This window comes from Proteocatella sphenisci DSM 23131 (assembly GCF_000423525.1).
GTDB lineage: Bacteria > Bacillota > Clostridia > Peptostreptococcales > Filifactoraceae > Proteocatella > Proteocatella sphenisci.
Map to the genome: position 1 here is coordinate 84,705 of NZ_AUID01000003.1, position 26,216 is coordinate 110,920.

Annotated in this window: 24 protein-coding genes; 5 read left to right on the plus strand and 19 right to left on the minus strand. The window is 38.8% G+C overall.

Annotated features, from left to right (window positions below):
* Window positions 1–8: 8 nt before the first annotated feature.
* Window positions 9–677, minus strand: a complete 669-nt coding sequence (locus G558_RS0102120) for a nucleoside recognition domain-containing protein (protein ID WP_028828699.1) — start codon at window positions 675–677, stop codon at window positions 9–11.
* Between the two features lie 289 nt (window positions 678–966).
* On the opposite strand from G558_RS0102120, the gene G558_RS0102125 reads away from it, so the two are divergent.
* Entirely contained in the window at window positions 967–1,557 is a 591-nt protein-coding gene (locus G558_RS0102125) for a hypothetical protein (RefSeq protein ID WP_028828700.1), read from the plus strand.
* A 57-nt stretch (window positions 1,558–1,614) separates the two neighbouring features.
* Here G558_RS0102125 and G558_RS0102130 read toward each other — a convergent pair whose 3' ends face one another.
* Window positions 1,615–2,559, minus strand: coding sequence for a dipeptidase (locus tag G558_RS0102130; RefSeq protein WP_028828701.1), 945 nt, complete (start codon window positions 2,557–2,559; stop codon window positions 1,615–1,617).
* A 150-nt stretch (window positions 2,560–2,709) separates the two neighbouring features.
* Between G558_RS0102130 and G558_RS0102135 the strand changes: the two genes are divergently transcribed.
* The 3 genes from G558_RS0102135 to alr are packed head-to-tail and all read left to right on the plus strand — an operon-like array spanning window position 2,710 to window position 5,686.
* On the plus strand, window positions 2,710–3,276 hold the full coding sequence (locus G558_RS0102135) for a M15 family metallopeptidase (RefSeq protein ID WP_036931392.1): 567 nt from the start codon (window positions 2,710–2,712) through the stop codon (window positions 3,274–3,276).
* A 54-nt stretch (window positions 3,277–3,330) separates the two neighbouring features.
* A complete protein-coding gene (locus G558_RS0102140) occupies window positions 3,331–4,533 on the plus strand; it encodes a M20 metallopeptidase family protein (RefSeq protein WP_028828703.1) in 1,203 nt (400 codons plus the stop codon).
* 22 nt (window positions 4,534–4,555) lie between these two features.
* On the plus strand, window positions 4,556–5,686 hold the full coding sequence (gene alr / locus G558_RS0102145) for an alanine racemase (protein ID WP_242825193.1): 1,131 nt from the start codon (window positions 4,556–4,558) through the stop codon (window positions 5,684–5,686).
* A 24-nt stretch (window positions 5,687–5,710) separates the two neighbouring features.
* On the opposite strand, the gene G558_RS12080 is transcribed toward alr, so the two are convergent.
* From G558_RS12080 to G558_RS0102230, 17 genes are all read right to left on the minus strand, one after another.
* Window positions 5,711–7,561, minus strand: coding sequence for a sigma-54 interaction domain-containing protein (locus G558_RS12080; RefSeq protein WP_036931394.1), 1,851 nt, complete (start codon window positions 7,559–7,561; stop codon window positions 5,711–5,713).
* A gap of 5 nt (window positions 7,562–7,566) precedes the next feature.
* Entirely contained in the window at window positions 7,567–8,334 is a 768-nt protein-coding gene (locus G558_RS12085; RefSeq protein WP_051188406.1) for a serine hydrolase, read from the minus strand.
* Between the two features lie 53 nt (window positions 8,335–8,387).
* Window positions 8,388–9,533, minus strand: coding sequence for a pyridoxal-phosphate-dependent aminotransferase family protein (locus tag G558_RS0102160; RefSeq protein ID WP_330363771.1), 1,146 nt, complete (start codon window positions 9,531–9,533; stop codon window positions 8,388–8,390).
* Window positions 9,533–10,072: an ECF transporter S component gene (locus tag G558_RS0102165; protein ID WP_036931395.1), complete on the minus strand. Its 540-nt coding sequence runs from the start codon at window positions 10,070–10,072 to the stop codon at window positions 9,533–9,535. Before G558_RS0102165 ends, G558_RS0102160 begins: the two co-directional genes overlap by 1 nt.
* Before the next feature lie 184 nt (window positions 10,073–10,256).
* Window positions 10,257–10,649 (minus strand): hypothetical protein, encoded by a 393-nt coding sequence (locus G558_RS12090; RefSeq protein WP_051188407.1) that lies wholly within the window; start codon window positions 10,647–10,649, stop codon window positions 10,257–10,259.
* A 9-nt stretch (window positions 10,650–10,658) separates the two neighbouring features.
* Entirely contained in the window at window positions 10,659–11,036 is a 378-nt protein-coding gene (locus tag G558_RS13580) for a cytochrome b5 domain-containing protein (protein ID WP_036931397.1), read from the minus strand.
* 63 nt (window positions 11,037–11,099) lie between these two features.
* A complete protein-coding gene (locus tag G558_RS0102180) occupies window positions 11,100–11,849 on the minus strand; it encodes a hypothetical protein (RefSeq protein WP_028828708.1) in 750 nt (249 codons plus the stop codon).
* Window positions 11,849–12,811 carry a helix-turn-helix domain-containing protein gene (locus tag G558_RS0102185; RefSeq protein WP_028828709.1) on the minus strand — a complete coding sequence of 321 codons (963 nt, stop codon included), beginning with the start codon at window positions 12,809–12,811 and terminating at the stop codon, window positions 11,849–11,851. The genes G558_RS0102180 and G558_RS0102185 overlap by 1 nt, the downstream gene beginning before the upstream one ends.
* Before the next feature lie 139 nt (window positions 12,812–12,950).
* On the minus strand, window positions 12,951–15,347 hold the full coding sequence (locus G558_RS0102190) for a glycogen/starch/alpha-glucan phosphorylase (protein WP_028828710.1): 2,397 nt from the start codon (window positions 15,345–15,347) through the stop codon (window positions 12,951–12,953).
* A 3-nt stretch (window positions 15,348–15,350) separates the two neighbouring features.
* Window positions 15,351–16,466, minus strand: coding sequence for an ABC transporter ATP-binding protein (locus G558_RS0102195; RefSeq protein ID WP_028828711.1), 1,116 nt, complete (start codon window positions 16,464–16,466; stop codon window positions 15,351–15,353).
* Between the two features lie 10 nt (window positions 16,467–16,476).
* Window positions 16,477–18,018 (minus strand): 4-alpha-glucanotransferase, encoded by a 1,542-nt coding sequence (gene malQ / locus G558_RS0102200; RefSeq protein ID WP_084502786.1) that lies wholly within the window; start codon window positions 18,016–18,018, stop codon window positions 16,477–16,479.
* Window positions 18,015–19,046 carry a LacI family DNA-binding transcriptional regulator gene (locus G558_RS0102205; protein WP_028828713.1) on the minus strand — a complete coding sequence of 344 codons (1,032 nt, stop codon included), beginning with the start codon at window positions 19,044–19,046 and terminating at the stop codon, window positions 18,015–18,017. The genes malQ and G558_RS0102205 overlap by 4 nt, the downstream gene beginning before the upstream one ends.
* A gap of 35 nt (window positions 19,047–19,081) precedes the next feature.
* A complete protein-coding gene (locus tag G558_RS0102210; protein ID WP_028828714.1) occupies window positions 19,082–19,918 on the minus strand; it encodes a carbohydrate ABC transporter permease in 837 nt (278 codons plus the stop codon).
* Window positions 19,918–20,760, minus strand: coding sequence for a carbohydrate ABC transporter permease (locus G558_RS0102215; RefSeq protein ID WP_028828715.1), 843 nt, complete (start codon window positions 20,758–20,760; stop codon window positions 19,918–19,920). Before G558_RS0102215 ends, G558_RS0102210 begins: the two co-directional genes overlap by 1 nt.
* A 98-nt stretch (window positions 20,761–20,858) precedes the next feature.
* Window positions 20,859–22,196 carry an ABC transporter substrate-binding protein gene (locus G558_RS0102220; RefSeq protein ID WP_028828716.1) on the minus strand — a complete coding sequence of 446 codons (1,338 nt, stop codon included), beginning with the start codon at window positions 22,194–22,196 and terminating at the stop codon, window positions 20,859–20,861.
* A 116-nt stretch (window positions 22,197–22,312) separates the two neighbouring features.
* Window positions 22,313–24,088, minus strand: a complete 1,776-nt coding sequence (locus G558_RS13295) for a sensor domain-containing diguanylate cyclase (RefSeq protein WP_051188408.1) — start codon at window positions 24,086–24,088, stop codon at window positions 22,313–22,315.
* Window positions 24,089–24,202: 114 nt separating this feature from the next.
* Window positions 24,203–25,243 (minus strand): YeiH family protein, encoded by a 1,041-nt coding sequence (locus tag G558_RS0102230; RefSeq protein WP_028828717.1) that lies wholly within the window; start codon window positions 25,241–25,243, stop codon window positions 24,203–24,205.
* 128 nt (window positions 25,244–25,371) lie between these two features.
* On the opposite strand from G558_RS0102230, the gene G558_RS0102235 reads away from it, so the two are divergent.
* On the plus strand, window positions 25,372–26,214 hold the full coding sequence (locus tag G558_RS0102235) for a LysR family transcriptional regulator (protein ID WP_028828718.1): 843 nt from the start codon (window positions 25,372–25,374) through the stop codon (window positions 26,212–26,214).
* The last annotated feature ends 2 nt before the right edge of the window (window positions 26,215–26,216 follow it).

The window sequence follows — 26,216 nt, forward strand, 5'->3', positions numbered from 1 at the left end:
TCTTTCTCCTATAAGTTAATGGCATCTTTGCCAACATAAGCTTCATTTATTTCCAGTGTTCCAGCAAGCTTTTCTTTTTCTATTACGTTTTCCAGCTTGAATCTCTTTGTCTTACTAAGCAATATACTTGAAACAATCCCAACTATAGTTGAAATTGTAGTTGCAAGTATTATAGGCCCTACGACTTCTGTCGCTCCTTCTACCTGTACCGATGAACGAAGTGCAAGCAGTGTAACTGGAAGAAGTGTTATTGATGTAGTACTTATAGCAAGAAGCATACACTGTGCATCTGTTGCTATGTGTTTTGTCTTGTTAAGTGTCTGCAAATCCGCCATAGCCTTGAGTCCAAATGGTGTAGCCGCATTTCCAATCCCCAGTATGTTGGCTGCAAAGTAAAGTGCCATTGAACTCATCGCCGGATGCTCCGGTGGTACGTCAGGGAAAAGAACCTTCATAACTGGTCCTATAAGTTTTCCAAGTTTTTCGCAAAGACCCGCTTTTTCCATTACTGACATGAGTCCTGTGAAAAATACCATTACTCCCACAAGACCAAATACAATTTCAACCGCCGTGTCTGCAAAACTGAACAGCGCTTCCTGTACAGCTGCAATATTTCCCGTAAAAATCCCTGCAATTACTGCGATAACTACAAGGCCAACCCAAATAAAATTCATCATGGCTTAATTCCTCCTAAGTACAATTTCTTTGTGTGATCAAAATCTGATCCACTATGTTTAAAAAAACTGTTTTGCCGGCGCTTTTAATTTATGCAATTATCGTGCCATTTTTTGTTTGTTTTGGAAACAACAGACTTTTCTGTATATTTGGTTTTTTATCCATGTTTTTTGTCCATATTTATGTACGGTTTTTCCATATTTCTGGACAATTCTGCAAATTTAGTTTGCCTGAATATTTACATATGCATTAACTCTATGTATAATTAAATATAATTCGAGGAGGTAAATCATGAAAAAAATAAGGTATTATTATTCTTCCATGTCCAAGCAGGTATTCCTTATACTGCTTACACTGCTAGTATCAGTCAGGTTTTTTATATTTCATATTATTGTCACGTTAGACATTTTGAGTTCGGCATCGCTCTATAACGTGCCCGCTACGGTAGCTATGAACATATCCTATCTTATCTTATGTTCCCTGCTGATATTTGGATTCAAGCTTTTTTACACTGAGTTTGATGAGGTTCAGGTAATCTATCATAATCTCCTTCTCAGAAAAAAAGTGCAGCTTAGCCTTGATATAGTAGATAAGGCAGTGCTTACAAAACGCGGAATCTATCTCTACATAAATGGTTGCCAAACACACGCAATGCGCATACCTTTTTTCAGGCTTGGACTTATATCGCCTGTAGGTGTAGATGAATTCTACAAGCTGCTCAAGTCAAAAGATATAACTATTGAAAAACAGTTCGTTACTCTTCCTGGATACGGAAAATCAAAAAAAATCGTACCCACTGTCTACTCAGCGCTTGCCTTGCTCACTCTCGCCTCGCTGACCCAGGCGGTAGCCCTTGCCAGCGCAATACTAAAAAAAAGCTGAAGTCACTTGGACTTCAGCTTTTTTTTAGTATTCTTGCTCTTTTATTCTTAAATACCTTTACATCGTTTCTCTTATTACTCTCATCATGTTTTTGCTGCATATTTTTTCTATATCTGTCTGGCTGAAATGCTTTTCCAGTGCATTCACCACAAGTGGATATCCCGCGTAGTCTTTCATCTCGAGTCCATTTTCTATGCCATCAAAGTCAGACCCCATTCCTACAGACTCTATCCCAGCCTTGTCTGCCATGTATACTGTATGCCTTACTATGTCATCAATTGTCGCATACTCAGAGCCTTCTCTCAGAAATGCTGAGCAAAAATTGACTCCGACAAAGCCGCCTTTTTCTCCTAGTGTCCTCAGCTGATTATCTGTAAGGTTTCTCCTGTGATCACACAGCTTTCTGGCGCATGAGTGAGATGCTATAAATGGTTTTTTTGAATATCTTGCGACGTCATTGAATCCACCTTCTGAAAGGTGGGATACGTCTACAATTATTCCCAGATTATTCATCTTTTCAACGGCCTCTATTCCAAATGGCTTGAGTCCTCTCATGTGTTGCTGCATGTTGTTACTGCATGGATATCCTATGCTGTTTTCATAATTCCAGGTGAGCGTAATGAGTCTTACTCCTTTTTCAAACACCTCATCCAGCCTCTCCATGCTGTCTGCTATCACTACGCCGTCTTCGATTGCAAGTATTGAGGATATCTTTCCTGATGCTGCATTTTGGATTATATCCTTTTCGCAGAACGCCTTGGCTATTGAGCCCGAGTTTTCCGAGATTTCCCTCTCATATATCTTGTGCATCTCGTTGAATTTGTCATAATGACCCATGTCTGGAAATTCATCTCTGTCTATGTATATGGCAAAGAACTGTGCCAGAGCTCCTCCTTGCTGCATCTTGGCGATACTTATGTGGCCTTCATTATCTGACAGCTTCCAGTTTTTGTCTAGAAAACATCTGAGAAGCGTATCACAGTGTGTATCAATTATCTTCATATTATTATTTTCGCCGTCTTGGGCTACTTCCTCCTATAATTTTGCCTTCTTGCTATATTTTTGTTTTTGGCACATTTATTGCATATTTTTATTATATATGAATTTTCACATTTTTGAAATATAATTAACTTAGATACTTTGGAGGTTATAATGAATACTATGGGTAATCTGGTCAAGCTGCTTGATATGGACGATGATTTTATAATAGATCTTAAGTATGCAGGCAGTGATAATTTTACAGGTGAAAAAATTTATATATCTTGTGAATGCTACATAGATAGAAATACAGCGTTGCTCCTAATAGCGGCAAAAAACATATTCAGAGATGCTGGCTACAGAGTAAAGCTCTGGGATGCTTATCGACCTATAAGCGCACAGAAGCGTTTTTTTGAGATTCTGCCTGATAATAATTTTGTCGCAATGCCGCCTGACATGTCTGTCCTGAAAAGCTTTCGAACTTCGCACATGAACGGTATGTGCGTTGATATAACGCTGACCGACATGGAAGGAACTGAAGTTCCCATGCCCTGCGGATTTGATGAGTTCGTGCCAGCGGCTTCTCTTAGCTGTGAAGATACCCCAGAAAAGCTCAGGGGCAATGCAAATTATATGAGATCTGTCATGATTGGGTGTGGGTTTAGGCCTTATGACGGAGAGTGGTGGCATTTTTACGATGATACCAATGAACCAGTTCCATATTCTGATTTCAGGATTTAGAAAGTATCGAGCCTGAGTCTAAGGGATAGTCAAAAAATACATTTAGGAGGTTTTATGGATATAAAAAAAAGGATAGATGAGATTTATGATGAAATAGTTGAAATAAGAAGGGATCTGCACATGCATCCTGAACTTTCGCAAAATGAGGTGCGCACAGCTAAAAAAATAAGCTCATATCTGCAAGGATTGGATATAGATTACAGGTCCAATGTTGCGGGCAATGGAATCGTGGCCTGGATTGAGGGAAAAAAGAAATGTGAAATCAAAAAGCAGTTTCGCGGTGTGGGAATAAGGGCTGACATAGATGCTCTTCCTGTAAAGGAGATGTGCGATATAGACTTTAAATCTATGAACAAAGGGGTAATGCATGCCTGCGGTCACGATGTCCATACCGCTGTAATGCTTGGATCTGCAAAGATACTTAAGGCTCTGGAAAATGAGTTTTGCGGAGCGGTAAAATTCTTTTTTCAGCCCGCAGAGGAAACCGTGGGGGGCGCTGAAAGAATGATAAAAGAAGGCTGCCTGCGAAATCCCGATGTAGATGCCGTAATAGGGCTCCACGTTGCGCCACTTGTGAGCTCAGGAGATATAGAGTTTTGCAAGGGAAAGATGAATGCTGCCTCTACTGAGTTTGAAATACTTGTACACGGCCAATCGTGCCACGGTGCTCATCCTGATGACGGGGTGGATCCTATAGTCGTTGCTTCACATATAGTGACTGGACTTCAGAGCATAATAAGCAGAAATCTGTCTCCTGCAAATCCAGGAGTAATAACGGTTGGAAAATTCCACTCAGGAACTGCCAACAATATAATTCCTGAAACTGCAGTTCTCTCAGGCATAATAAGGGCGCTTGACAATAATACCCAGCAATATATAAAAGACTGTGTGTTGAAATTTTCAACTTCTACTGCAGAGGCATTTGGGGCGAGAGCTGCAGTTTCTTTTGAAGACAGTTATCCCGCCCTTGTTAATGATGATTTTTTGCTTGATGCAGTCCACGATATAGCAGTGGAAAATCTTGGTACTGAGCGTATACATTTTATGCCTGAGCCCAGCCTTGGCTCTGATGATTTTTCATATTTTACCAATTCTGTTAAGTCCCTTTATTTTAACCTGGGAACAAAAAAAGAGGGAAGCATATCTTCTGATGTTCTTCACAGCGGATATTACTGCCCCGATGAAGAGAGCATGAAATCAGGGATGCTGATTGAAATAATGAGTGTCCTGAAATTGCTTGAGATAAAGGCTGACTGAAAAAATGAAAGGAAGTAATCCATTGGAATCAAATAAATATACAAATGGCTGTAATCGCATCGTCAGGGATACCTGCGTAAAGATAGATCTTTCTGCAATGGCAGGCAACATAAAAAATATAAAGGAAATGGCAGGCGAAAGTGTTGATGTAATGGCGGTAATCAAGGCTGATGGCTATGGCCACGGAAGCTGCTCCATTGCACCTGCATTGATGGAGCACGGAGCTTCATATCTTGGTGTAGCGACACTTTCTGAAGCGCTCGAGCTTAGAAATACCTACAGTGATTATCCCATTTTTATACTGGGACATACTCCTGACCGCCTGCTTGATCTTGTAGTTGAAAAAAACATAACTCAGACCGTATTCTCACTGGCTCAGGCGGAAAAGCTCAGTGAAATTGCAAAAAAATCCGGCAGATCTGCCAAGATTCACATAAAGGTGGATACTGGGTTTCACAGACTAGGCACTGAGAGCGTGGATGAAATTGTAAATATATGTTCTCTGCCAAATCTAGATGTAGAGGGGATATTTTCTCATTTGGCACTTGCTGGAGACAGGGAAAACCAGCTTCAGTATGAAAAATTCACCAAGATAATATCTCAGGCTGAATCTCGCGGATGTTCTTTCAGATATAAGCACATTGCTGACAGCATAGCCTGCGTGGACTATCCACAGTATCACATGAACATGGTAAGGCCTGGAGCGCTCTTGTATGGCCTTAAAGGTTATCACAAGGGAAGCATAGATGTAAGGCAGGCACTTTCTTTTGTGAGCCGCATATCTCAGATTCATGATATCCCTGAGGGCGAGGGAGCTGGATATGACTTTATCTGGAAAGCACCTCAGGACACGAGGATTGCAACCATTCCTTTTGGTTATGCTGATGGATATCCCAGAAATATGAACAAGGGCGGATATGTTACAATAAGAGGTGTAAAATGCCCTGTCATAGGAATAATCTGCATGGATCAGTGCATGGTAGATCTTACAGGCCTACCTGACGCTGAAGAAGGCGATCTGGTTATTATCTATGGTGACGGCTCAAACAACACCATGAGCATTGATGAAGCAGCAAAGATTGCACAGACAAACAAAAACGAGATAGTCTCACGTATTTCGGCAAGACCACCTCGCGTTTATATAAATATTTAATTTTTTTGCATATTTTTGTAAGCATTAAACCGGTATATCATATTTTTTACATTTTTCATAGAAGGAGGATCTGGATATGTCCAGTTCCTCTATTACTTTTTTCTTGTCAGAATTGTTCCTTACAAGTGCCTCTTCGATTATCCTGACCTCTTCATGAGCAAGCAGATCTTTCATGGTTACCGCAATCTTTTTTTCGGATATATTTATATGCTCCGGATAGATAAGCGGTGTCTCACAAAGGGTTATGGCTCTTTCTATGACGTTCTCAAGCTCCCTTACATTTCCCGGCCAGCTGTATGAAAGCATCTTGCGAAGGGCTTCCCCCGAAAACTGCTTTACTGATATGTCATACTGCTCACAGATTCTTTTCATTATCTGATTTATAAGAAGATAAAGATCTGTCTTTCTATCTCGAAGCGGAGGGATGTCAATTGGAAACACGTTTATTCTGTAAAACAGATCTCGCCTGAATGTTCCTGCGAGGACTTCTTCCTCAAGGTTTCTGTTTGTGGCTGCAACAACTCTTACATCTACATTTATCGGCTTTGATGAGCCCACCCTGTAGATGGTCTTGTTCTGAAGCACATGAAGGAGTTTCACCTGTATTTCGAGCGGAATCTCTCCTATCTCATCGAGAAATATCGTGCCGCCGTCTGCTGCCTCAAAATATCCCTCTTTTCCTGATGTGGACGCACCTGTAAAAGCACCTCCTACGTATCCAAACAGTTCACTTTCAAACAGAGTTGGTGCAATGGCGTTGCAGTTTACTTCTACAAAAGGTGCTTTAGGGTTCCCGATGTTATGTATCTCTCTTGCGAGCTGAGATTTTCCAGTTCCGCTTTCGCCCGTTATTATAACGTTGAATTTGGTCTGAGAGGCTTTGTAGGCAAGATATTTGATATCTTGTATGAGTGGACCGCTGCCGACAATTTTTTTGAATGCGTCTTTTGGAAAGGACTTTTTGTATGAACGGTGGACCTTGTGCTGCTTTTCTATTTCTTCGATTATGCGATTTCTGTCATCGAGCAGTGCCTCTAGCTCAGTTGCGTCCTGAAGCATCATAAACACGCCTCTGGTCTGGTTTTCTTCTACATTTTTGAGTGGAAAAATAGAACATATAAAAGGCCTTCGATTTATTTCGTAGAGCGCGTCCTTTATCTGGTCTTCGTCTCCTTTAAGAAGCTCAAACACCTTCCTGGTAAGCTCACTCTCATCAAACACCTCGAGCAGCTTTTTACCTATAACCTGGAATTCTTCTTCGTTACTGCTTCTTTTTGCGAGAAATCGCGCTCCCTTTATAAGAGTTCCGGCTGCCTCTTTACGTACACTGTAGCCTGGCATCTGGAAGAACTTTATCTGTCCGTTAACCCCGTCTATTACTACAATATGGCCAATCGCATTAAAAAAGTTCATTGCAAAGGTCTTTCCGTTTACGCTTATGATTATATTTTTTTTCGATGAATCTATCTTTACATTTATATGAAAGCCCAGATATCTGGTGTCCATCTCAAAGGGAGTATTTAGCTGATGTCCTCTTATATACTTGTATACCGGTTCTATTTTTCGGTTTTTGTAGACTCCAGCCCCTATTATCATATCTCCGGTCCTGATTTTTCTGTCTCTTATGTTTATCAGTTCCAGATCTTCGACTGTGAGGTCTCCGTCATCGTCTCCAAGTGCGTTGTCTGCTATCACGACAATATCACCTGGCATTATCTCCCCGCTTTCGTGAGTATTGGTACGGTCAAAATCTATGCCTGTTATCTCTCTGGCTTTCTGATTGCATATGGAAATGCGCTTTTCGCTGTCCACAAACACGAGCCCTCTTGAGAGATTGTTCATGAGATTTTCAATGATCTGTGTAGTTTCTATCATATCAGCTAAGCATCCAAATTGCATTTTTCAAAAAGCTGAAGTGCAGTATTTCTCATGAAATTGTTTACGTCTGATACCTTTGTGTCATTTGAAAAAAACGAAAATATGAATGGCTGTTTTGCATATATTATTCCGACGTCGTTTGATATGTAGTCGTCTTCTCCTGTTTTGTGAGCCGCTCTGGTACCCGGTGGCAGCATCTCTTTTATCTTGTGGTTTATCTGCTGACGGTGCAGAATTTCTTTTATATCTTCTGACACTTTTTCATTTATGAATCTGTTGAAATGAAGTTCTTCAAGCAGGTATGCCATCTCTTTGGGTGTGGCGCTGTTTTGGATTCCTTTTTTTGAAGCTTCCATGTCAAAAAGCTTTCTGTTGACGCGTGTATCCGCAAGCCCCATATCAGTGAATACTTCATTCAGTTTTTCAGTTCCAAAATGTGAAATAAGAACGTTTGTGGCTGTGTTGTCGCTTATCGTTATCATCAGATTGCAAAGTGTGCGTATGTCAACTTCTGGTTCTCCTGTGAAGGAATTTAGAGCTCCACAGCTTGGCATCTTTTCTTCCTGCTTTATTTTTATGTACTCAGTAAGATCAGCGGCTCTGCTTTCTGCCAGATTGAATATAGCCATAAGCACAGGAAGCTTTATCACGCTCGCAGGTATGAATTTTTCGTTTTCATTCCACGCAATTGTCTCTCCGGTTTCGAGGTTTTTGTAGAAAAATCCTGTCTTGCCTGGAAGCGCTTTTAGTTTTTGGGTTATGCTTTCCATAATTTAATATCCTTTCATTATAAGATTGGTATAAGCTTATGATTTATTATAGTTTATATGAAAGACAGTGTCAAAAAAATCGCATAAAAACTTTCCTTTAAATTGCACGAAAGCTCAAATCCTAGTTCTTTAAGTGCGCCCTGAAGTGCATCCATTACAAGTTTCATGTCTTCTACATTGGCATTTTCTCCCATGTGGCCTATGCGTATAACTTTTCCGCTAAGGCATCCAAAGCAGCCTGCAATCATGACTCCATATTTTTCTTTCATAATTCTCAGTATATCGGAATCCGTCAAACCCTGAGGCACTTTGATCGCCGTAATAGTATCCGCAAATCCTGATTTGAGATAAAACTCCAGTCCAGCTTGTGTTAGGGCTTTTCTGGCAGCCTGAGCTATATCCTTGTGCCTTTGGACAAATCCTTCTTCTTCTATTACATTATCTATTGCCTGAGCTACCCCATATATGTCGCTGATTGGCATGGAGTATGGGAACCACTTGTTGATGTAGTAATCCTTGTAGTTGAGAAGGTTGGCATAAAACGAACTTATTGGAGATTTTCTGGCTTCCATGGATGCAAAAGCCCTGTCGCTGACGCAAACAAGTGTTATCCCAACCGGTGCAGACAGCGCCTTTTGTGAACCTCCGCATATTATGTCTATATGACTCGTGTCTACGCATATATCTTGTCCAAACATGCTTGAAACCGAATCTACTACCGATAATATCCCGTGCGAATCAAACAGAGTACAGATTTTTTCTATATCATTAAGTACCCCGCTCGGCGTGTCGCAGTGAACAACAGTCGCATATTTGAAATCAGAATCTTTTTCAAGAAATGCAGCCAGCCTGCTTATGTCAACTGGTCTGTCGTATTCACTTTCAAAAAGTACGACCTCTCCGCCATACATCTTTACGAAATCCTCAAAGCCTCTTCCAAAGATTCCGTTGTCTATAACAAGCACTCTGTCTCCAGGCTCCGTCAAAGAAGCACATGCCGCTTCGAGACCAAGTATAGCCTCTCCACTGAGTATATATGAAGAGTTTTCTGTTTTTAAAATCCTGCTTAGTTTGTCACAGGTATCCTTGTAGAAATCATAAAATTCCAGATCCAGATCGGGATTTGTAACCTCGATACTCCTTTTCATCCTTACGTTCTCTCTTACCTGTGTAGGTCCAGGCGTCATTATCTTGAGCATTAGAATCCTCCCTTAAGTGCTATTTTCTTAAGCTTGTCTACAACTGGAATCACTATTATTCCGGCAACAAGTATCTGCATTACATTACCTGGAACTGAACCTATTGGTGCTATAGGGTTTCCATACAGCAACACTTCTGCAATATAATATCCCGCCACTTTTATGATACATGCTGCAAATATAGCAATGCTATTGGTTATGTATGCATTTCCTCTTGATTTTTCACAAATAACCCCTACAACATATCCGATAGCACCACATATTATAAATGTAAAAGGTGCCCACGCAGTCCATCCTGAAATTATATCAAACATTGCCATTCCAAATGCTCCGGCTATAGCTCCTGTTTTTCTGCCATAAACAATCGCTGCTATGAACAGCGGTACGTTTCCAAGATGTATAAGTCCCCCGTTTCCCATAAATGGCAGCCTTACATTTATTGACATTGTAGCCAAAAGTGTAAGCCCGATAAACAATCCATTGATAATCATAGTTCTTGTAGCAGTCCTGCTGCCGATGTACTTTTGATTTGTCTGCATTTCAATGTTCTCCTCTGATATTATATTGTTTTTTGTTTACTCAATATGATACCTTTATTCTGTTCTTTTGAAAATGGTCAGATTGTTTATATTTTGAAGGTACAGATTTTTATGTGTAACTTTTTTGCAAAAAAAGAACCAGGATGTTATACCTGATTCTTCCGATTTATTATTTTTATATATTTCACCTCAAAAAATAATTAAGCGCTGACGGGAATATGAGATGCAAGGCCAGCAGCATTATAACGAGCGCTGCAAAATATCTGTGAAGCTGAAGAAAAATTTTCTTCTTTTTTAGATAAAACAATAGCCCCATAGTACCTGTAAGCAGCAGGGATAAATAAAGAAGTGTCCCTGTGTGAAGCCTTAACCCCCCAAGCGCAAGGTAACCATGGACAATTCCAGTCACAACAAGAACAAATCCCATCTGTTTGTGAATTTTTCGCAGCATTCTTGTAAGGCTCTGGATATTCTTGTTTTTGCCCTTGAAAATCATCTTGTTTGCACGTATCAAGGCGAAGGGCATAACCATAAGTGTAAGCAGAACCGCGTTAAGCCAACCAAGTATTGAGTACATAATTCCCCCTTACCCAAGCTTTCCTACTACCGTAATTCCTTCCAGTTTTGATACACCATGCGGGGATACATTTTTAATTTCTTCTGTTAAATCTTTTCCCGCCTCATAGCCGTTATGTTCTCCACCAGACCATGGTTTTACATCGGTTACATCATATACCACTCCATCTACAGCAATGTATGCTTTTGCCCCGTCTTTTCCGTCATATTCTTCAAGCTCGTCCAGAGTAAATGTCTTTTCTTCAGCCTGCTCCGGTGCAGCAGGTTCTTCAGTTGTTACATTGCCGTCATCATTTTCAGGTATGGTATCATCTGTGGAGCTGCAGCCGAAAAGCGCCAGAGACAAGACAAGCATTATCATACTTAATATCAAAGTTGTTTTTTTCATGGTAAAACTCCTTTCCAATTCTTATGGACATTATAATTGTACTCTTACATGTTTACCCATTTTTTAAGATAAATATATCTTTATGAATATATCTATTATATCTTCTTTTGTACTGCTTTTTATTCCCATAGCTTTCAAATCCACCGGTTCGTCTTTAATAAGATCTACAAATCTTATCATATCATTCAAAATACTTCCATTCAGAGATACTGTTTTGTTTTTAGATATTAACACCGATAGTCTGAAAATGTCGTTTTTGTGTTTATTTATGTCCTTGGAGTCTATATTATTTCCTAATTCCTTTCTTAAACTTAAATCAAGCCACGCCTTTGCTTTAAATGGAATCAAATGTAATTCATTCAAAACAGGTATCCCTTTTACAAACACCCTTCCCTCTATTAAGAAATTATAATAATCTTCATCAAGCAGTATAGCTGAAAGACTCGATATATTATCACTTATGTGGATTGGTACTATATTTTCAGATTTCAATATTTCTTTTGATGTTTTCGAAAACAACTCAATCATAACTGGATATCCCTTAACCCTAGGCTTAGAAAATCTGTACAGTTCTGGTTTCCCATTACTTTTCTCTCTGATTTCATACTCTCCACTCGTTATAAATTCCCAAAATCTCACTCCAAATGTTTCCGTTAGCGCTTCTACTATCAATACTATATCTAAATCTTTTGTAGCTCTAAAATCAAGTCCTGCCTCGTCCATAAGTAAATCACAAGCCGTCCCACCAATGAGAATATATTCCTGCGAAAAATCTCGGAAGAAATTTTCAAAAATTTCTATTCCCTTAACCATTATATTTCCTCCCCTATCAATTTTTCAATTTCAATCTGTATACGATCATCGTTTATATCTTTCACCGATGCAATCAATGAAACAACATCAACCATGCCATTTTTTCGAAAAATTGATGGATCATAATCCCATAGCTCCAACTCAAAAAAATCAGGTTCAGAAATATATTCTTTACCATATTTCTTTATTTCTTTAATTCTGCCATCATCTTTTTTTAAGGCTCTTATCTCATAGGAAGGAGGATTAATCATTGATATATCTGACAATGCCTGCAGACCTGCAATCGGTGCATTTTCTAAGATTTCCTTATTGTCTGTATATATTATTTCTGAAACTGGATTCTTTAAATTTTCTAGTGATTTTATTACAAGTTGGCTCCGGTTTAATGAATGGGCATACATTTTTTTATTTCCTGCTTTTTTATATGAAACCAATCCCAATACTTCCATGTCATTAAATGCTCTTGTCATTGTCATTCTTGTAAATCCAAGTATTTTTGCGGCATCAGTCGGGTTTATCTCCTTGAAATTTTCATCATAAATCAAGTGCAGGAACAAAATCTGAGAAGCGGTTGAAAATACTCCTATATCGTGTTTCTTAATTTCTTTACTGACTTTATCAGTGAGATTTATTCCAAGATAAGCAAGAAAAATCTGTTTCTCAGGCACTATAAATGATAATTTTGATTCAATCAATTTTTTTCTTTGATAAGATGTTATTTTATGAATCTCAAATATACATTCCGTTGAAAATATATTAAATATAGTTTTTCTGTGCTTTTTAATTGAGTTTATTGTTATCTCTGAATCCAAAAGTCTGGCATAAATATAATTTCTGCCAATTATCTCAACCCAGCAAATATCATACAACTCCCAAAGATAAATTGGCAACTTATCTTTGTCTTCATTCCTCATTATTTTAAATACAAAATCTATTCCTAAAATATCATTTACTTTATCCATTATAACTCCCCTTTTTAACGTATTCTGTTTTATTGTAACATATTATATTTCACTGTAACACATTTGATGTTACAAATCAATTTTAATGTTACAATAGTAAAAAAACGATACCTACATTCCTATGCAGGTACCGCAAAAATTATTTTTGTTGTTTGTTTTTCTTTACAGCTTCTATCTTCCATATATTTTGTGCATAGTCCATTATAGTTCTGTCTGAACTGAATTTGCCTGCGTTACACATATTTATATAGCATTTTTTTCTAAAATCCGCTTTATCTTTATAGGCATCATTCACTTTTATCTTTGCTTCTACGGCTGACATAAAGTCATTGACTATAAAGTACTGGTCTGGTCTATGCCATGAGGCTCCTTTTAATATTGAGTCATGAAGTTCTTTAAAGCCTCCTGTTTTTCCATCGTCTAAACTGCCGTCTATGAGCATGTCTAAAATTGCTTTTATCTTTGGATTTGAGTTGTATATTTTTTTAGGATCGTAGGTCTTTTCTATTTTCTTTATCTCTTCTACTGTTGCTCCAAATATAAAGTTGTTCTCGAGTCCTGCTTCTTCTACTATCTCAACGTTTGCTCCGTCCATGGTACCCAGGGTAACTGCTCCGTTTAGCATGAATTTCATATTGCCTGTGCCACTTGCTTCTGTGCCTGCTGTGGAGATCTGCTCTGAAACGTCTGCTGCGGCAACGAGTTTTTCGGCGTATGAAACGTTGTAGTTGGAAACGAATACGACTTTGATTATATCTCTTACTTCTGGATCGCTGCCGATTAGCTCTGCTACTTCGTTTATAAGCTTTATTATGGTCTTTGCCCGCTTGTATCCGGGAGCCGATTTTCCACCAAATATGAATGTAGTTTTATGGAAATCTGTAAGTTCTCCTGATTTTATCTCTTTGTATAGATAAAGGATAGTGAGTATGTTAAGCAGCTGCCGTTTGTATTCATGGAGCCTTTTGATCTGTATATCAAATATACTTTCTGGGTCTATCTTTATCCCATCTTTGTGCATTACGTACCGTGCAAGCTGTTTTTTCTTGATCTCTTTTATCTGACTGAATTTCTCTATTGTTTTTTCGTCTTCGGCAAATATTTCGAGAATCTTAAGCTGTGTAAGGTCTGTTATCCAGTCTTTTCCTGACAATTTTTGGGTTATCATCTCTGAAAGCTCTTTGTTGCAAAGCGCAAGCCATCTTCTTTGCGTTATTCCATTGGTCTTGTTTTGAAACTTTTCTGGATAGAGTTTATACCAGTCTTTGAGGGTGTCGCTTTTTATTATCTCTGTATGGATTGCTGCGACCCCGTTTACATAGCTTCCTGCGTATATGGCAAGGTGGGCCATATGAACTGTCCTGTTTTTTATTATCTTTGTCCTGTGTGAGAGGGCCTTGGATATGAGCTCGTCTTCTATCAGCTCAATTTTTTCTTGCTCAAATGCGCTGTGTATCATCTCTATTATTTCATATACTCTTGGCACCAGTGATTTAACAAGTTTTGCGTCCCATTTTTCGAGGGCTTCGGGCATTATTGTATGGTTGGTATATGCAAAGGTCTTTTTGCTTATTTCAAGCGCTTCTTCAAATTCTAGGCCTTCTTCGTCTGTCAGTATTCTTATGAGCTCTGGGATAGATACCACGGGATGGGTATCGTTTAGCTGAACTGCGTTGTAATCTGCAAACTGCGAAAGATCTTCTCCGTGCTCACTTTTGTATCTTCTTATCAGGTCTTTCAGGGCTGCGCTGCTGAAAAAATACTGCTGACGGAATCTCAGTTTTTTTCCTTCTGCATTATCATCATTTGGATAAAGGACTCTGGAGATATCTTCGGCGCGGTTTTTTTGTGCTACTGCAAGATCATATTTCTGGTCGTTAAATTTTGCAAAGTCAAATTCTTCAAGAGGCTCTGACTGCCACAGTCTAAGGGTTGAGATGTTACTTCCTTCATAGCCTATTATGGGCATGTCGTATGGCACCGCAAGTACGCTATAGTCTGCAAAGTCTATCTGAAGCGCGTCTTCGTATCTTCTCACTGACCAGGGGTCTCCATATTTTTCCCAGTTGTCTGCTTCTTCTACCTGAAATCCATCTTCTATCTTCTGCTTAAAGAGTCCGTATCTGTATCTTATACCGTATCCATCAAGGGGAAGGCCCATGGTGGCTCCGCTTTCCATAAAGCAGGCTGCCAGTCTTCCTAGTCCCCCGTTTCCAAGGGCTGCATCTTCAACTTCTTCCAGTATATTAAAATCCGCTCCTTTTTTTGCGAGCTCTTTTTCTATTTTAGCTGATATGCCCAGATTGAGAAGATTGTTTTGCACGGCTCTTCCTACAAGAAATTCGGCTGATAGATATGCTGCTTTTCTGCCTTTATTTTTTTCTTTGTTCATATCCATCCAAGAAGGCCCTACAGCTTCCATTGCTGCAAGGGAAAGTGCCTCATGAAGCTGCCACGGCAGAGCCTTTGAAAGGTCTTTTCCGTAGTTTGTTCTAGATTTTTTTTGTGCTGATTTTATTATTTTTTCTGCTTCCATTTTCTACCTCACCGCTATCGCTTTTTCTGTTTCGATATCAAAAAGATGGATCTGATTTGTATTTATTCCAAGTTTTATTGTGTCCCCAACTCTTACACTGGTCCTTGGAGGTATCTTTGCAATATTTTTTTCTCCCTCTATTGTTACATAAAGATATATTTCTGAGCCCATTGGCTCTGAAAGCTCGACATATGCATCTACGTAGCTCAGATTTTTTGGATCTTCTGTGCTTTGTTCGTCATGAAGTTCTTCTGGTCTTATACCCAGCATTACTTCTTTTCCTTCATATGCGCTCAGGTTTTGTGCTTTTTTGTAGTCCCAGTTTATTTTTATGTCATGTTTTCCTATTTTTGCCATGTATCCCTCAGAGTCTCTCACAATTTTCGCTTTCATAAAATTCATCTGAGGCGAGCCAATAAATCCTGCTACAAACTTATTTACCGGATGATCATAAAGGTTTTGAGGGGTATCTACCTGATGGACAAAACCGTCTTTCATTACTACTATTCGGTCTCCCATAGTCATGGCTTCGGTCTGGTCATGGGTTACGTATACAAAAGTGGTTCCAAGTCTTTGATGCAGCTTGCTTATCTCGCTTCTCATAGCTGTTCGCAGTTTTGCATCCAGATTTGAAAGAGGCTCATCTAAAAGGAAGACCTTGGGATTTCTTACCATGGCTCTTCCAAGTGCTACTCTTTGTCTCTGACCTCCTGAAAGGGCTTTGGGTTTTCTATCAAGATATTTTTCTATGTCCAGTATGTTTGCCGCTTCTTTTACTCTTTTATCTATTTCTGCTTTGTCCATTTTTTTCAATTTTAAAGAAAATGCCAGATTTTTGTATACTGACATGTGCGGATAAAGGGCATAACTTTGGAAAACCATTGCTATATCGCGGTCTTTTGGGGGCACGTCATTTACCAGCCTGTCTCCTATGTGAATTTTGCCCTTTGTTATAAGCTCAAGACCTGCTATCATCCTTAGCACAGTAGACTTTCCACATCCTGAAGGTCCTACAAGCACAATGAATTCTTTATCGTCTATCTCAAGGTTGAAGTCGCTTACTGCGGTTACATTTCCTGGATAAACTTTATATATGTTCTTTAGACTTATTTTTGCCATAGTCATGCTCCTATCTTTTGTATTTTTCTGCCAGTTTTGCTATTCTTTGTCCAAGCTCTGAAGATGCCTGACCTGGGACAAGTCTCCAACTCCAGTTCCCTCCGATTGTAGACGGTATGTTGGTCCTGGCTCTGTTATCAAGTTCTAGATAATCCTGTATCTGAAATATTACTGTACTTGCCCTGGATTTGAAGGCTGTTTCTATCAGGAGCCATACCAGATCTCTGTTTCTTTTTGTCCTCAATATTTTACGCGCGTTTGCCCTTGTCTTGTCACTGGCATTTTCAAAGTATCCTCTGAGCGTCTCGTTGTCGTGGGTTCCTGGGTAAACTACGGAGTTTGCATCAAAATACTTTGGCAAATTACTGTTCCTTGGATTTCCATCGAATCCAAACTGCATGAGCCTCATCCCTGGATATCCTGAGAGTTTGAGGACTCTTATGACTTCTTTTGTTACAACTCCAAGGTCTTCAGCTATTATAAGGGTGTCTCCTGTGGCCTCGTTTATGGCGCTGAGCAAATCCTCTCCTGGCCCTTTTTTCCACTCTCCACCCATTGCTGTCTTTGAGCCATATTCTATAGCGTAATAATTTATTATTCCTATAAAGTGGTCAATCCTTATTATGTCAAAGAGTGAAGCAGAATATTTCATTCGCTTTCTCCACCAGTCAAAGTTGTTTTTTTTCATATAGTCCCAGTCGTAGATTGGGTTACCCCAAAGCTGGCCTGTCTCTGAGAACATATCTGGAGGTACTCCGGCAACAATGACTGGCCTGTGATCTTCGTCCATCTGAAACTGATCTGTATTTACCCAGGCATCGGCACTGTCAAGCGCCACATATATGGGAATATCTCCTATTATTTCTATTTTATTGTTTTTTGCATACTTTTTTAGATCCTGAAACTGCCTTGTAAATTTGTACTGTATGAAGTTCCAAAACTGGGATTCTTCTTCGAATTTCTTGCTGTAGCTTTCTACTGCTTGCGGTTTTCTAAGCCTTATATCATCTGGCCACTTTAGCCACTCTATCCCTCCAAAGTGTTCTTTTATTCCCATATAAAGGCTATAGTCATTTAGCCAGAAACTGTTTTCTTTGCAGAAATCAAGATAGTCCTGGTCCTCTTTGTGGTCGCTGTTCGCAAAAGCTTTTCTCAAAATATCAAATCTATTTTCATATATTTTGAGATAATCTACTGTATCTTGAGTGTCTCCCCAGTTTACAGCTTCTGCGTCTTCTCTTTCTATGAGCCCTTCTTCCATAAGTATCTCTAGATCTATGAAGTAGGGATTTCCTGCAAATGCTGAAAAGCTCTGGTAGGGGCTGTCTCCATAACCAGTTGGCCCAAGTGGAAGCACCTGCCAGTATTTCTGCTTTGAATTCTTTAAAAAGTCTATAAAGTCATATGCGGATTTTCCAAATGTACCTATACCATATTTTGAAGGCAGACTTGCTACTGGCAAAAGGGTTCCGGATCCCCGTTTTAACGGCTCCTGCTTTTTTAGCGGCTCCTGTTTTTTTAATATTATTCCTTTATCTATTCTTTCTGTCATTTTGTTACCACCTTGCCTGCATATTTTACGCTTTCTCCCTCAAGCAGTTCGTATGATAGAACTTTGTGAAGTGGAGGTGCGTTTTTTTCTATTTGTTTATTCAATATGTCCACTGCATTTTTTGCAAGTTCATCTTGGAGCTGCCTTATGGTCGTAAGCTTGGGATTGTAATAGTTAACCAGGTCTATTCCATCGTATCCTGCTATGGAAATGTCTTGGGGTATTTTGAGTCCTTTGTCTGTCATGGCTCTCATAGTCCCTATTGCCATTACATCACTCATGGCAAATATGGCGCTTATGTCCTTATTTTTTTCAAGGAGCCTGCAGGCTGCCTGGTATGAGCTTTCAAAAGAATATCTGGCTTCTTCAAACTGAAGGTCTGGATCAAAGTCTATACCGTGATTTGAGAGTACCGATAGCACCCCTTTCATCCTTGTATTACTTATATTTGAGCTCTCACGCATTCCCCCGATTACTCCTATATTTGTATGGCCCATAGAGACAAGATGCTCTATAAGGCACTTGGCCGCTTCTTGATCATCTGTGGTTACACTTGAAAGATTTTCAAATCCCAGAGCCTGAGCCGTATTTGTTACAAGCACTGCTGGAATTTTTATTTTTGAAAACCCTGATTTAAAATTATCCAGATTTCCTCCAAGAAACATTATCCCAATGGGTTTTTTCTCGTTGCAAAATATCCTGGCCTGGTCGACTTCATTTGCATATTCATCTAGATAGTTTACTACAGCTATATAGCCCTTGGCTTTTATGAGGCGCTGTATTTTTTCAAGTATTGAAAAGAACAAAAAGTTGAAGGTACCTTTTACAAAGATTCCTATTACCATAGTGCTTTGCTGTTTAAGATGTTTTGCATTGCTGTTTGGTACGAAATTCCTCTTTTTTACTACTTCATTTACCTTATGTTTTGTGGCTTCGCTTACATCTGGGTGGTTGTTGAGTACTCTTGACACTGTACTTACTGCCACGCCTGCTTCTTTTGCTATATCTTTTATAGTTACCGTTGGCATATATTGTCTCCCTGCTAATTTTAACCTTTTACTCATTATCCTTTTACTGCTCCTGAAACTACACCCTTGATGATGTATTTCTGCGCGGAAAGATAAAACACGACTATTGGTATTATAGCCAAAACGAGCATAGCCATTAGGGCCCCCATGTCTTTGGAGCCATAGCCTCCTTGGAGATACTGAACTGCTATTGGTATGGTCCTGTATTTATTTCCTATTACAAGATACGGGAGCAGATAATCGTTCCATATCCACATGGTGTTGAGTATGGAAACTGTTATTGCCGTAGGTTTGAGTATTGGAAATACTATAAGAAAAAAGGTCTGGATTGGATTGCATCCGTCTATCATGGCGGCTTCTTCTATCTCAAGGGGTATGCTCTTTACAAATCCTGAGAACATAAATACCGAAAGCCCCGCCCCAAATCCAAGATATATGAGTATTATTCCAACTGGATTATCGAGTCCAAGAACGTTTGCGGTCTTTGACATAGTAAACATTACCATCTGAAAGGGCACTATCATGCTGAATGTAAAGAGGTAGTAAAGCCCCGTAGTGAATTTGTTTTTTACTCTGACTATAAACCACGCTGTCATAGAGGTGCAAAGAGTTATGGCTGCAACTGAAAATACTGTTATAAACATGGAGTAGCCAAACGCTGAAAAGAATCCAGTTTTTTCTACTCCATTTATATAATTTTTCCCTCCTGCATAAGTCTGCGCTGTAGGAAATACGAATGGAGCATCTGATATAAAAAACTGTCCTTTGAATGAGTTCATTAAAACTATAAATATAGGTGCCAAAAATACTATAGAGAGTATAATCATAGAAAAAAATATGACCCTGTTTGTTGCCCTGCTTCTGTGCTCCATTAGCTTTCCACTTCCTTTCTTCTTGTAATGTAGAGCTGTATGAATGCTATTACAGCTACCATTATAAAGAATATCACGGCCTTGGCCTGTCCTACGCCTTCGTATCCCATTCTTCCATAGAAGGTGTTATATATATCAAGGGCAAGCATGGCTGTCTGTTTTGCCGGAGCTCCTCCTGTAAGTGCAAAGTTTTGGTCAAAAAGCTTGAAGGAATTTGTAAGGGTAAGGAAGGTACATATAGTCACTGAAGGCATTACCATAGGTATAGTTATGTGTCTCAGCAGCTGAAAAGGCGTTGCCCCGTCTATCTCCGCGGCTTCTTTGAGGTCTCCTGGAATATTTTGAAGTCCTGCTATATAGATTATCATCATATATCCGGCCATCTGCCAGTTCATAAGTACTACCAGTCCCCAGAATCCGTATTTTGCACTGAAGGTTATATCTACTCCAAATTTTATAAGCACTCCGTTTATTATTATCTGCCAGATGTATCCAAGCACGATACCGCCTATAAGGTTTGGCATGAAAAATACTGTCCTGAAAAGATTTGTTCCTTTTATCTCTCTTGTCAGAAGAAGTGCCAGTGTAAATGCTATTACATTTATTGAAAGTACTGATACTATTGTAAATTTTACGGTGAACCATAGTGCCTTTATAAAGTCCGGACTACCAAGCAAAGCCTTGTAATTTTTGAGTCCCACCCATGACGTGTTGGTCACTGTTGTGAATTCTGTAAATGAGAGATATATTCCCATAACAAAGGGTATCATAAATGAAATCGCAAAGGCTATAAGGGTAGGAAGCGCAAATACTACAAAATACTTTTTTAGTGATCTTTCCATAAACTCCTCCTTTCAATAATAATGCCCCTGCCCGTTTTTCCAGGCAGGGGCTATTAATGCATTATCAATTAAATTTTCAACCTGTTTGTTAATCCGTATTACATTGCGCTTTCAGTTTTCCAGCCATCTACTACTGTAGTAACTACATTTTCCCAAGGCATTGTTCCTTGAGCATATTGAAGAAGTGCTGATCCAAAGTTATCTTTGAATGCCTGGCTTGGGAACACTGTAAAGTTCCATGCTACTGAAGTTGTTCCTTCTTTTTCCATCCATCTTATAACTTCTTTTGCAAGTGGATCTGAAGGTCTTTCTTCTTCTGTAAATGTATCAAATGGTGCTATAAAGTTTAGCTTGTCTATAACAAACTGTTTTCCTGTATCACTTGAATATAACCAGTAAATGAAATCTGCAGCAAGTTTTTGATCTGCTTCTGAAGCTTGTGAGTTTATAGCAAAAAAGTTTTCAGTTCCTGTGCAAAGTCCCTGTGTCTCTTCGCCCTCAATGCCTGTGTATATAGGCATAAACTTGATATCTTCTTCGGCTACCACGTTTCCATCTACTTCATTTATCTGTGACCATGCCCAGTTACCGTTTTGAACAAATGCACACTGTCCCAGAGCAAATTCTGCCATTGAGTCTGCTACCTGCTTGGTTCCAAGAAGCTTGGAATCTGTTGTTGAGTTGTTAATATAAAGGTCGAATATATTCTTGTAGTTATCTGCATACTCAAATGTTATTTCTTTTGTTGCATCACTTGCAAGGTCTATATTGTTGTTCTTGAATTCATAGTATACCGGAATGTTTGCAAGATGTGTCTGCCATCTCCAGTCTTCACCTGGTTTTAGTGAAGTACTTGCAAATGCGCCATTGATTTCAAGCTCAGCTTTTTTAGCTGTCATGTCTTCTATAACTGCTTTAAATATTTCAAAGTTGTTTATTTGATCCATTGATGTAGCTTTTGGGTCTGCTGTTGCAAAATATTTTTGCATTATAGCATCGTTGTAGATAAGTCCGTATCCCTCAACTACATATGGTATTCCATATACGCCTTCTCCGTCAGTCACTGCAAGGCTCTTGTCAGTAAGGTGACTGTAAAGCTCTGTAGAACTTAGATCAGCTGTATAATCTTTCCAGCTTGCGTATCCCTTAGGTCCGTTTATCTGGAAAAGTGTAGGTGCATCTTTTTTTGCTATCTCTGATTTAAGAGTCTGCTCATATGTTCCAGATGCTGCTGTCACAACGTTAAGTTTTACGCCTGTCTCTTCTTCGTATGCCAGTGCTATTTCGTCATAAACCTCAGCTATCTCTGGTTTAAAGTTTAAGTAATAAATCTCCCCTGATCCTGCAGGAGCCTCCCCTGAATCTGTTGTTCCACCACATGCTACGAGTGAAAGTGCCATCACCCCTGTAACTAAAAGTGCCAATAATTTTTTCATTTTTAACCCTCCCATTGAATTATCCAAATTCAGGAACCGTTACTGGAAACGTTTCCTGTTATCTATAAGTATATTATACAATCGTTTTCCTAGTAAAGTCAATATCCATTTTTATCTTATTTTAAGATTTGATACCCTGATTTTCCGTTTTTCTTTACTTTGTATAAGGCTTCATCGGCTTTTGCCATAAGCGTCTTTACGGTTTCTCCATCTCTTGGGAAAAACGATGCACCTATGCTGCAACCTACATCAAAACTTAAAAAATTTTCACTTGCATTGTCTTCTATCCTGTAATTCCCCGTTATCTTACTGTAAATCCGGTCTATGAAGTGAGCGGCATTTTTTTCGTTTTTAATATCGTGAAGATAAATGACAAATTCGTCTCCCCCTGTCCTTATGATAAGGTCTTCTTCTCTTAGTTCCTTCTTGATTCTCGCAGCAAGATATTTGAGTACATCATCTCCTGCCTTATGACCATAGGTATCGTTTATATATTTGAAATTATCTACATCTAAAACCGAAATGCAAGAGGTAAGATGTCTGTCTTTTGACTCATTCAGCCGTTCAAGCATAACACTGTCTAATGCATACCTGTTATATGCTCTGGTCAAGGAGTCTCTGCTTGCTTTTTCTTTTAATTCATTTTCATTTTTCTTTTTGTCCGTAATATCATCAACGATTATGTTTGCACCTGTAATTAAATCATTTTCTTTGCTCGGCGTAAAATGTACACTCACCCAGATTTGTTTTCCCCAGGTGCTCTTATAGGGCATCTCAAATGAGATTAATCTGTCTTTTTCCATGCACTCTGCGAGATTTTGTGAAAATCCGATTTCCCTGAGTTTTGAAAATTCGAGTAGATTGACTTTTTTTGTTGCTTCATAAGAGGGGGAATCCATTATTTCAAGCAGTTTCCTGTTTGCATAGGTTACTTCACCACTCAAATCACATGAAATAAAACCAATCGGAGCATATTCTGCAAGAGTGTAGAACCGTCTCTGGCTTGCCTTTAGCGACTTTTCCAGCCTGGTTTGTTCTAAGAATTGTCCTATCTGTGACAGATAGAGTAAAAATAAATCACGGTTCTTTAATTTGCTTTCTTTTTTAAAAACAAGTACAAAATCCCCCACTATTTTCTCTTCACTTCTGATCTTTGCTAAGACTGAATTTCCGAGATTAAAGTTTTTTTCAAGATTCTGCATGGTTTCGTTTGCTATTACATCGCCTGAAAAATCAGATATTTTATCAAAACAGGTTATGTCACTGCCTTTTAATTTTTTGTCTCTTTGAGGATCATAATCCCAGTTTTTCCCGATTAAATCAATGCCCAGTTTATCAAGTTCTTTTTTTATATTGCTGTTCAGACCATAAATCGAAACCGTCTTAAGGCTATTATCATTTTCTTTGAATAAATTTAAGGCTGCATACTCTGCTCCTGATAGATCGCAGGCAAATTTGGTTATTTCCTCGTAGTCTATATCATTAGATCTGTTGGTCCTGAAGTATTTGGATAACTCACTCATCTTTTTTTCAAATGTCTTATCGGTAAAGAGTGTCACAAAATGAGTTTTTCCAACGCGATAGGCCTTTATATGGTAATTCCTCCTGGACACTAGAGAGTATTCTTCAAACTCAATAATTTCATTTTTAGCAATCACTTGTCCATATATCTCTACCCACTTTTGTGCGTCTTTTTTATTGTCATAAATGTCTCTTACAAGCCGCTTGTTTATTACATCTTGTTTTTTCATGCCTGTAAACTCTTCAAAAGCCTCATTTACGTCAATAAATATATAATCTGTCATCTTATTATTTTTATCAAACACAGCTTCATGATAAGCAAATGCACATGATGCATTTTTCATGGCTTCCTTATATATATTTCCGTTCACTTAGTATCTCCTTAGTTATTATTTATTGGCCATCCAATTATAATCTCGATTACTAAGTATTATACTTTAATATATTTTATTTTACAATCGATTAGTTTCTCTCATTAAAGCAGATTATATTATTCCCATACCCCATTCCACGGTAATGGCTACAATAACAACCAGCACAGAGACTATAAAGCCATGCAGCATAGGCGCAAAGCCTGCCTTTTTCATTTCCTTAAAGCTTGTATTAAGGCCTATGGCAGACAGGGCCGCTACCATGAGGAATTTGCTTAATTCCTTGGCTGAAGTTGAGACATCGGGCGGAATGAAACCAAGGCTGTTTATTATGGAAAGAGCAAGGAAACCCAGTATGAACCAGGGAAACAAAGACATGAAATTTACTTTTTCGGCTAAACTTTCCTTGCCTTTTTCACCGCCTGGTGATTCTGTTTTTTTCTTGAGCCTTATATTTATAAGTGCAAATACAATCACAGTAGGAATGATTGACAATGTCCTTGTCAGCTTTACCATAGTGGCAAAATCCCCTGCTACTTCACTGAATGCATAGCCGGCGGCAACCACGCTCGATGTGTCATTTACAGCCGTCCCAGCCCAGAGTCCGTAAGCCATGTCGCTCAGGCCCAACCAGCGCCCCATGATCGGAAACAGCACTATCATGGCCATATCGAATAAAAATGTGGCTGACATGGCATATGCAATTTCTCGGTCCTGCGCATCAATTACTGGCGCAATTGCAGCAATGGCAGAACCTCCACATATGCCTGTTCCGGCTGAGATAAGGTTAGACAGCTCCCAGTTGAGTCCCAGGGCTTTTCCTATGAAATATCCACCCCCAAAACAGGTCAAAAGGGTAAATACCATAACTGAAAGAGATATCTTTCCCACTGTAAGTATTGTATTTACGCTAAGTGAGGCTCCAAGTAGAATAATTGCTAATTTGAGGATTTTCTTGGATGTAAATTTTAATCCAGGATTCAAAATTGAAGGTTTCCAGAAGGAATTGACTGTCATTCCTATAAAAAGTGCTATCACTGAAGCTCCGACCAGATGGATAGGGAGAAGACCTTCAATAAATCTGGCGCAGGCAGCTATCAATATTGATACAAAAAAACCTGGAATGATTTTTGATTTCGATTTTATAAATTCCACAGCTATACTCTCCTTTTACATAATTATATTTTATGTATTTATTTTATCCCAGATTGATGATAAAATAAAATAATCATTTGTAATATACTAATAAATTTTTGTTATCAAGGAGAGGAGCTCTAAGTTATATGGTGGACAACAGGGTACATACGTTTTTGAAACTATGCGAGATGATGAATTATCGAAAGACTGCCGAAGAACTAAATATGTCCCAGCCTGCTGTTACCCAGCAGATTCATTTTCTGGAAAGAGAGTATGGATGCAAGCTTTTTGAGTATAGTGGAAGAGTCCTCTCAAAAACTCAAAAGTGCAAGGAACTGGAAATATATGCCAGATCAGTAGTTTATAACGATAATCTTATACGAAGAAATATAGAAAAACCTTTTATAAGAAAAATATCTATAGGCGCCACGAAGACCATAGGGGATTATATAATTGAGGATAAAGTTATAGACCTCTTAAAGCTTGATAATATAGAACTGGAAATTATCATAGATAATACAGAATATCTTTTGAAAAAATTGAATGCGCTTGAACTGGACATACTTCTGATTGAGGGATCATTTGACAAGGACAGCTATGGATTTGAGCTGATAAAGCAGGAAGAATTGATAGGTATTTGTTCACTAGAACATTGCTTTGCACAAGGCACCGTAAGCCTTGCAGATTTACTTAAAGAGCATATTATAATAAGGGAATCAGGGTCTGGGACAAGGGGAGTTTTTGAGAATTTTCTTAAGCAGAACAGCTATTCTTTTAATAGTTTTGCCAGAAAATCTGTAATCAGCAGCTTTAAGCTTACAGAAAAAGCTGTGAGTGAAAATTGCGGAGTATCTTTTGTCTATGAGTCTATTGCCAGAAATAACAAAAATCTCAGCACTTTCAAAATTGAAAATACTGAGATTCTTCATGAATATAATTATGTTTTTCTTAAAAGTACATGTGTAGATGATCTGCTTAATCTGTTCTGATA

Coding starts and splice junctions, on each gene's coding strand:
- G558_RS0102130 (WP_028828701.1), bottom strand. CDS start 2,559: ATGAAGATAATTGATACACACTGTGATACGCTTCTCAGATGTTTTCTA.
- G558_RS0102210 (WP_028828714.1), bottom strand. CDS start 19,918: ATGGAGCACAGAAGCAGGGCAACAAACAGGGTCATATTTTTTTCTATG.
- G558_RS0102135 (WP_036931392.1), top strand. CDS start 2,710: ATGAATACTATGGGTAATCTGGTCAAGCTGCTTGATATGGACGATGAT.
- G558_RS0102165 (WP_036931395.1), bottom strand. CDS start 10,072: ATGCAGACAAATCAAAAGTACATCGGCAGCAGGACTGCTACAAGAACT.
- G558_RS12090 (WP_051188407.1), bottom strand. CDS start 10,649: ATGTACTCAATACTTGGTTGGCTTAACGCGGTTCTGCTTACACTTATG.
- malQ (WP_084502786.1), bottom strand. CDS start 18,018: ATGACAGAAAGAATAGATAAAGGAATAATATTAAAAAAACAGGAGCCG.
- G558_RS0102190 (WP_028828710.1), bottom strand. CDS start 15,347: ATGGAAGCAGAAAAAATAATAAAATCAGCACAAAAAAAATCTAGAACA.
- G558_RS0102220 (WP_028828716.1), bottom strand. CDS start 22,196: ATGAAAAAATTATTGGCACTTTTAGTTACAGGGGTGATGGCACTTTCA.
- G558_RS0102235 (WP_028828718.1), top strand. CDS start 25,372: ATGGTGGACAACAGGGTACATACGTTTTTGAAACTATGCGAGATGATG.
- G558_RS13580 (WP_036931397.1), bottom strand. CDS start 11,036: ATGAAAAAAACAACTTTGATATTAAGTATGATAATGCTTGTCTTGTCT.
- G558_RS0102205 (WP_028828713.1), bottom strand. CDS start 19,046: ATGCCAACGGTAACTATAAAAGATATAGCAAAAGAAGCAGGCGTGGCA.
- G558_RS0102185 (WP_028828709.1), bottom strand. CDS start 12,811: ATGGATAAAGTAAATGATATTTTAGGAATAGATTTTGTATTTAAAATA.
- G558_RS0102215 (WP_028828715.1), bottom strand. CDS start 20,760: ATGGAAAGATCACTAAAAAAGTATTTTGTAGTATTTGCGCTTCCTACC.
- G558_RS0102195 (WP_028828711.1), bottom strand. CDS start 16,466: ATGGCAAAAATAAGTCTAAAGAACATATATAAAGTTTATCCAGGAAAT.
- G558_RS0102120 (WP_028828699.1), bottom strand. CDS start 677: ATGATGAATTTTATTTGGGTTGGCCTTGTAGTTATCGCAGTAATTGCA.
- G558_RS0102125 (WP_028828700.1), top strand. CDS start 967: ATGAAAAAAATAAGGTATTATTATTCTTCCATGTCCAAGCAGGTATTC.
- G558_RS0102140 (WP_028828703.1), top strand. CDS start 3,331: ATGGATATAAAAAAAAGGATAGATGAGATTTATGATGAAATAGTTGAA.
- G558_RS0102180 (WP_028828708.1), bottom strand. CDS start 11,849: ATGGTTAAGGGAATAGAAATTTTTGAAAATTTCTTCCGAGATTTTTCG.
- G558_RS12085 (WP_051188406.1), bottom strand. CDS start 8,334: ATGGAAAGCATAACCCAAAAACTAAAAGCGCTTCCAGGCAAGACAGGA.
- G558_RS0102160 (WP_330363771.1), bottom strand. CDS start 9,533: ATGCTCAAGATAATGACGCCTGGACCTACACAGGTAAGAGAGAACGTA.
- G558_RS12080 (WP_036931394.1), bottom strand. CDS start 7,561: ATGATAGAAACTACACAGATCATTGAAAATCTCATGAACAATCTCTCA.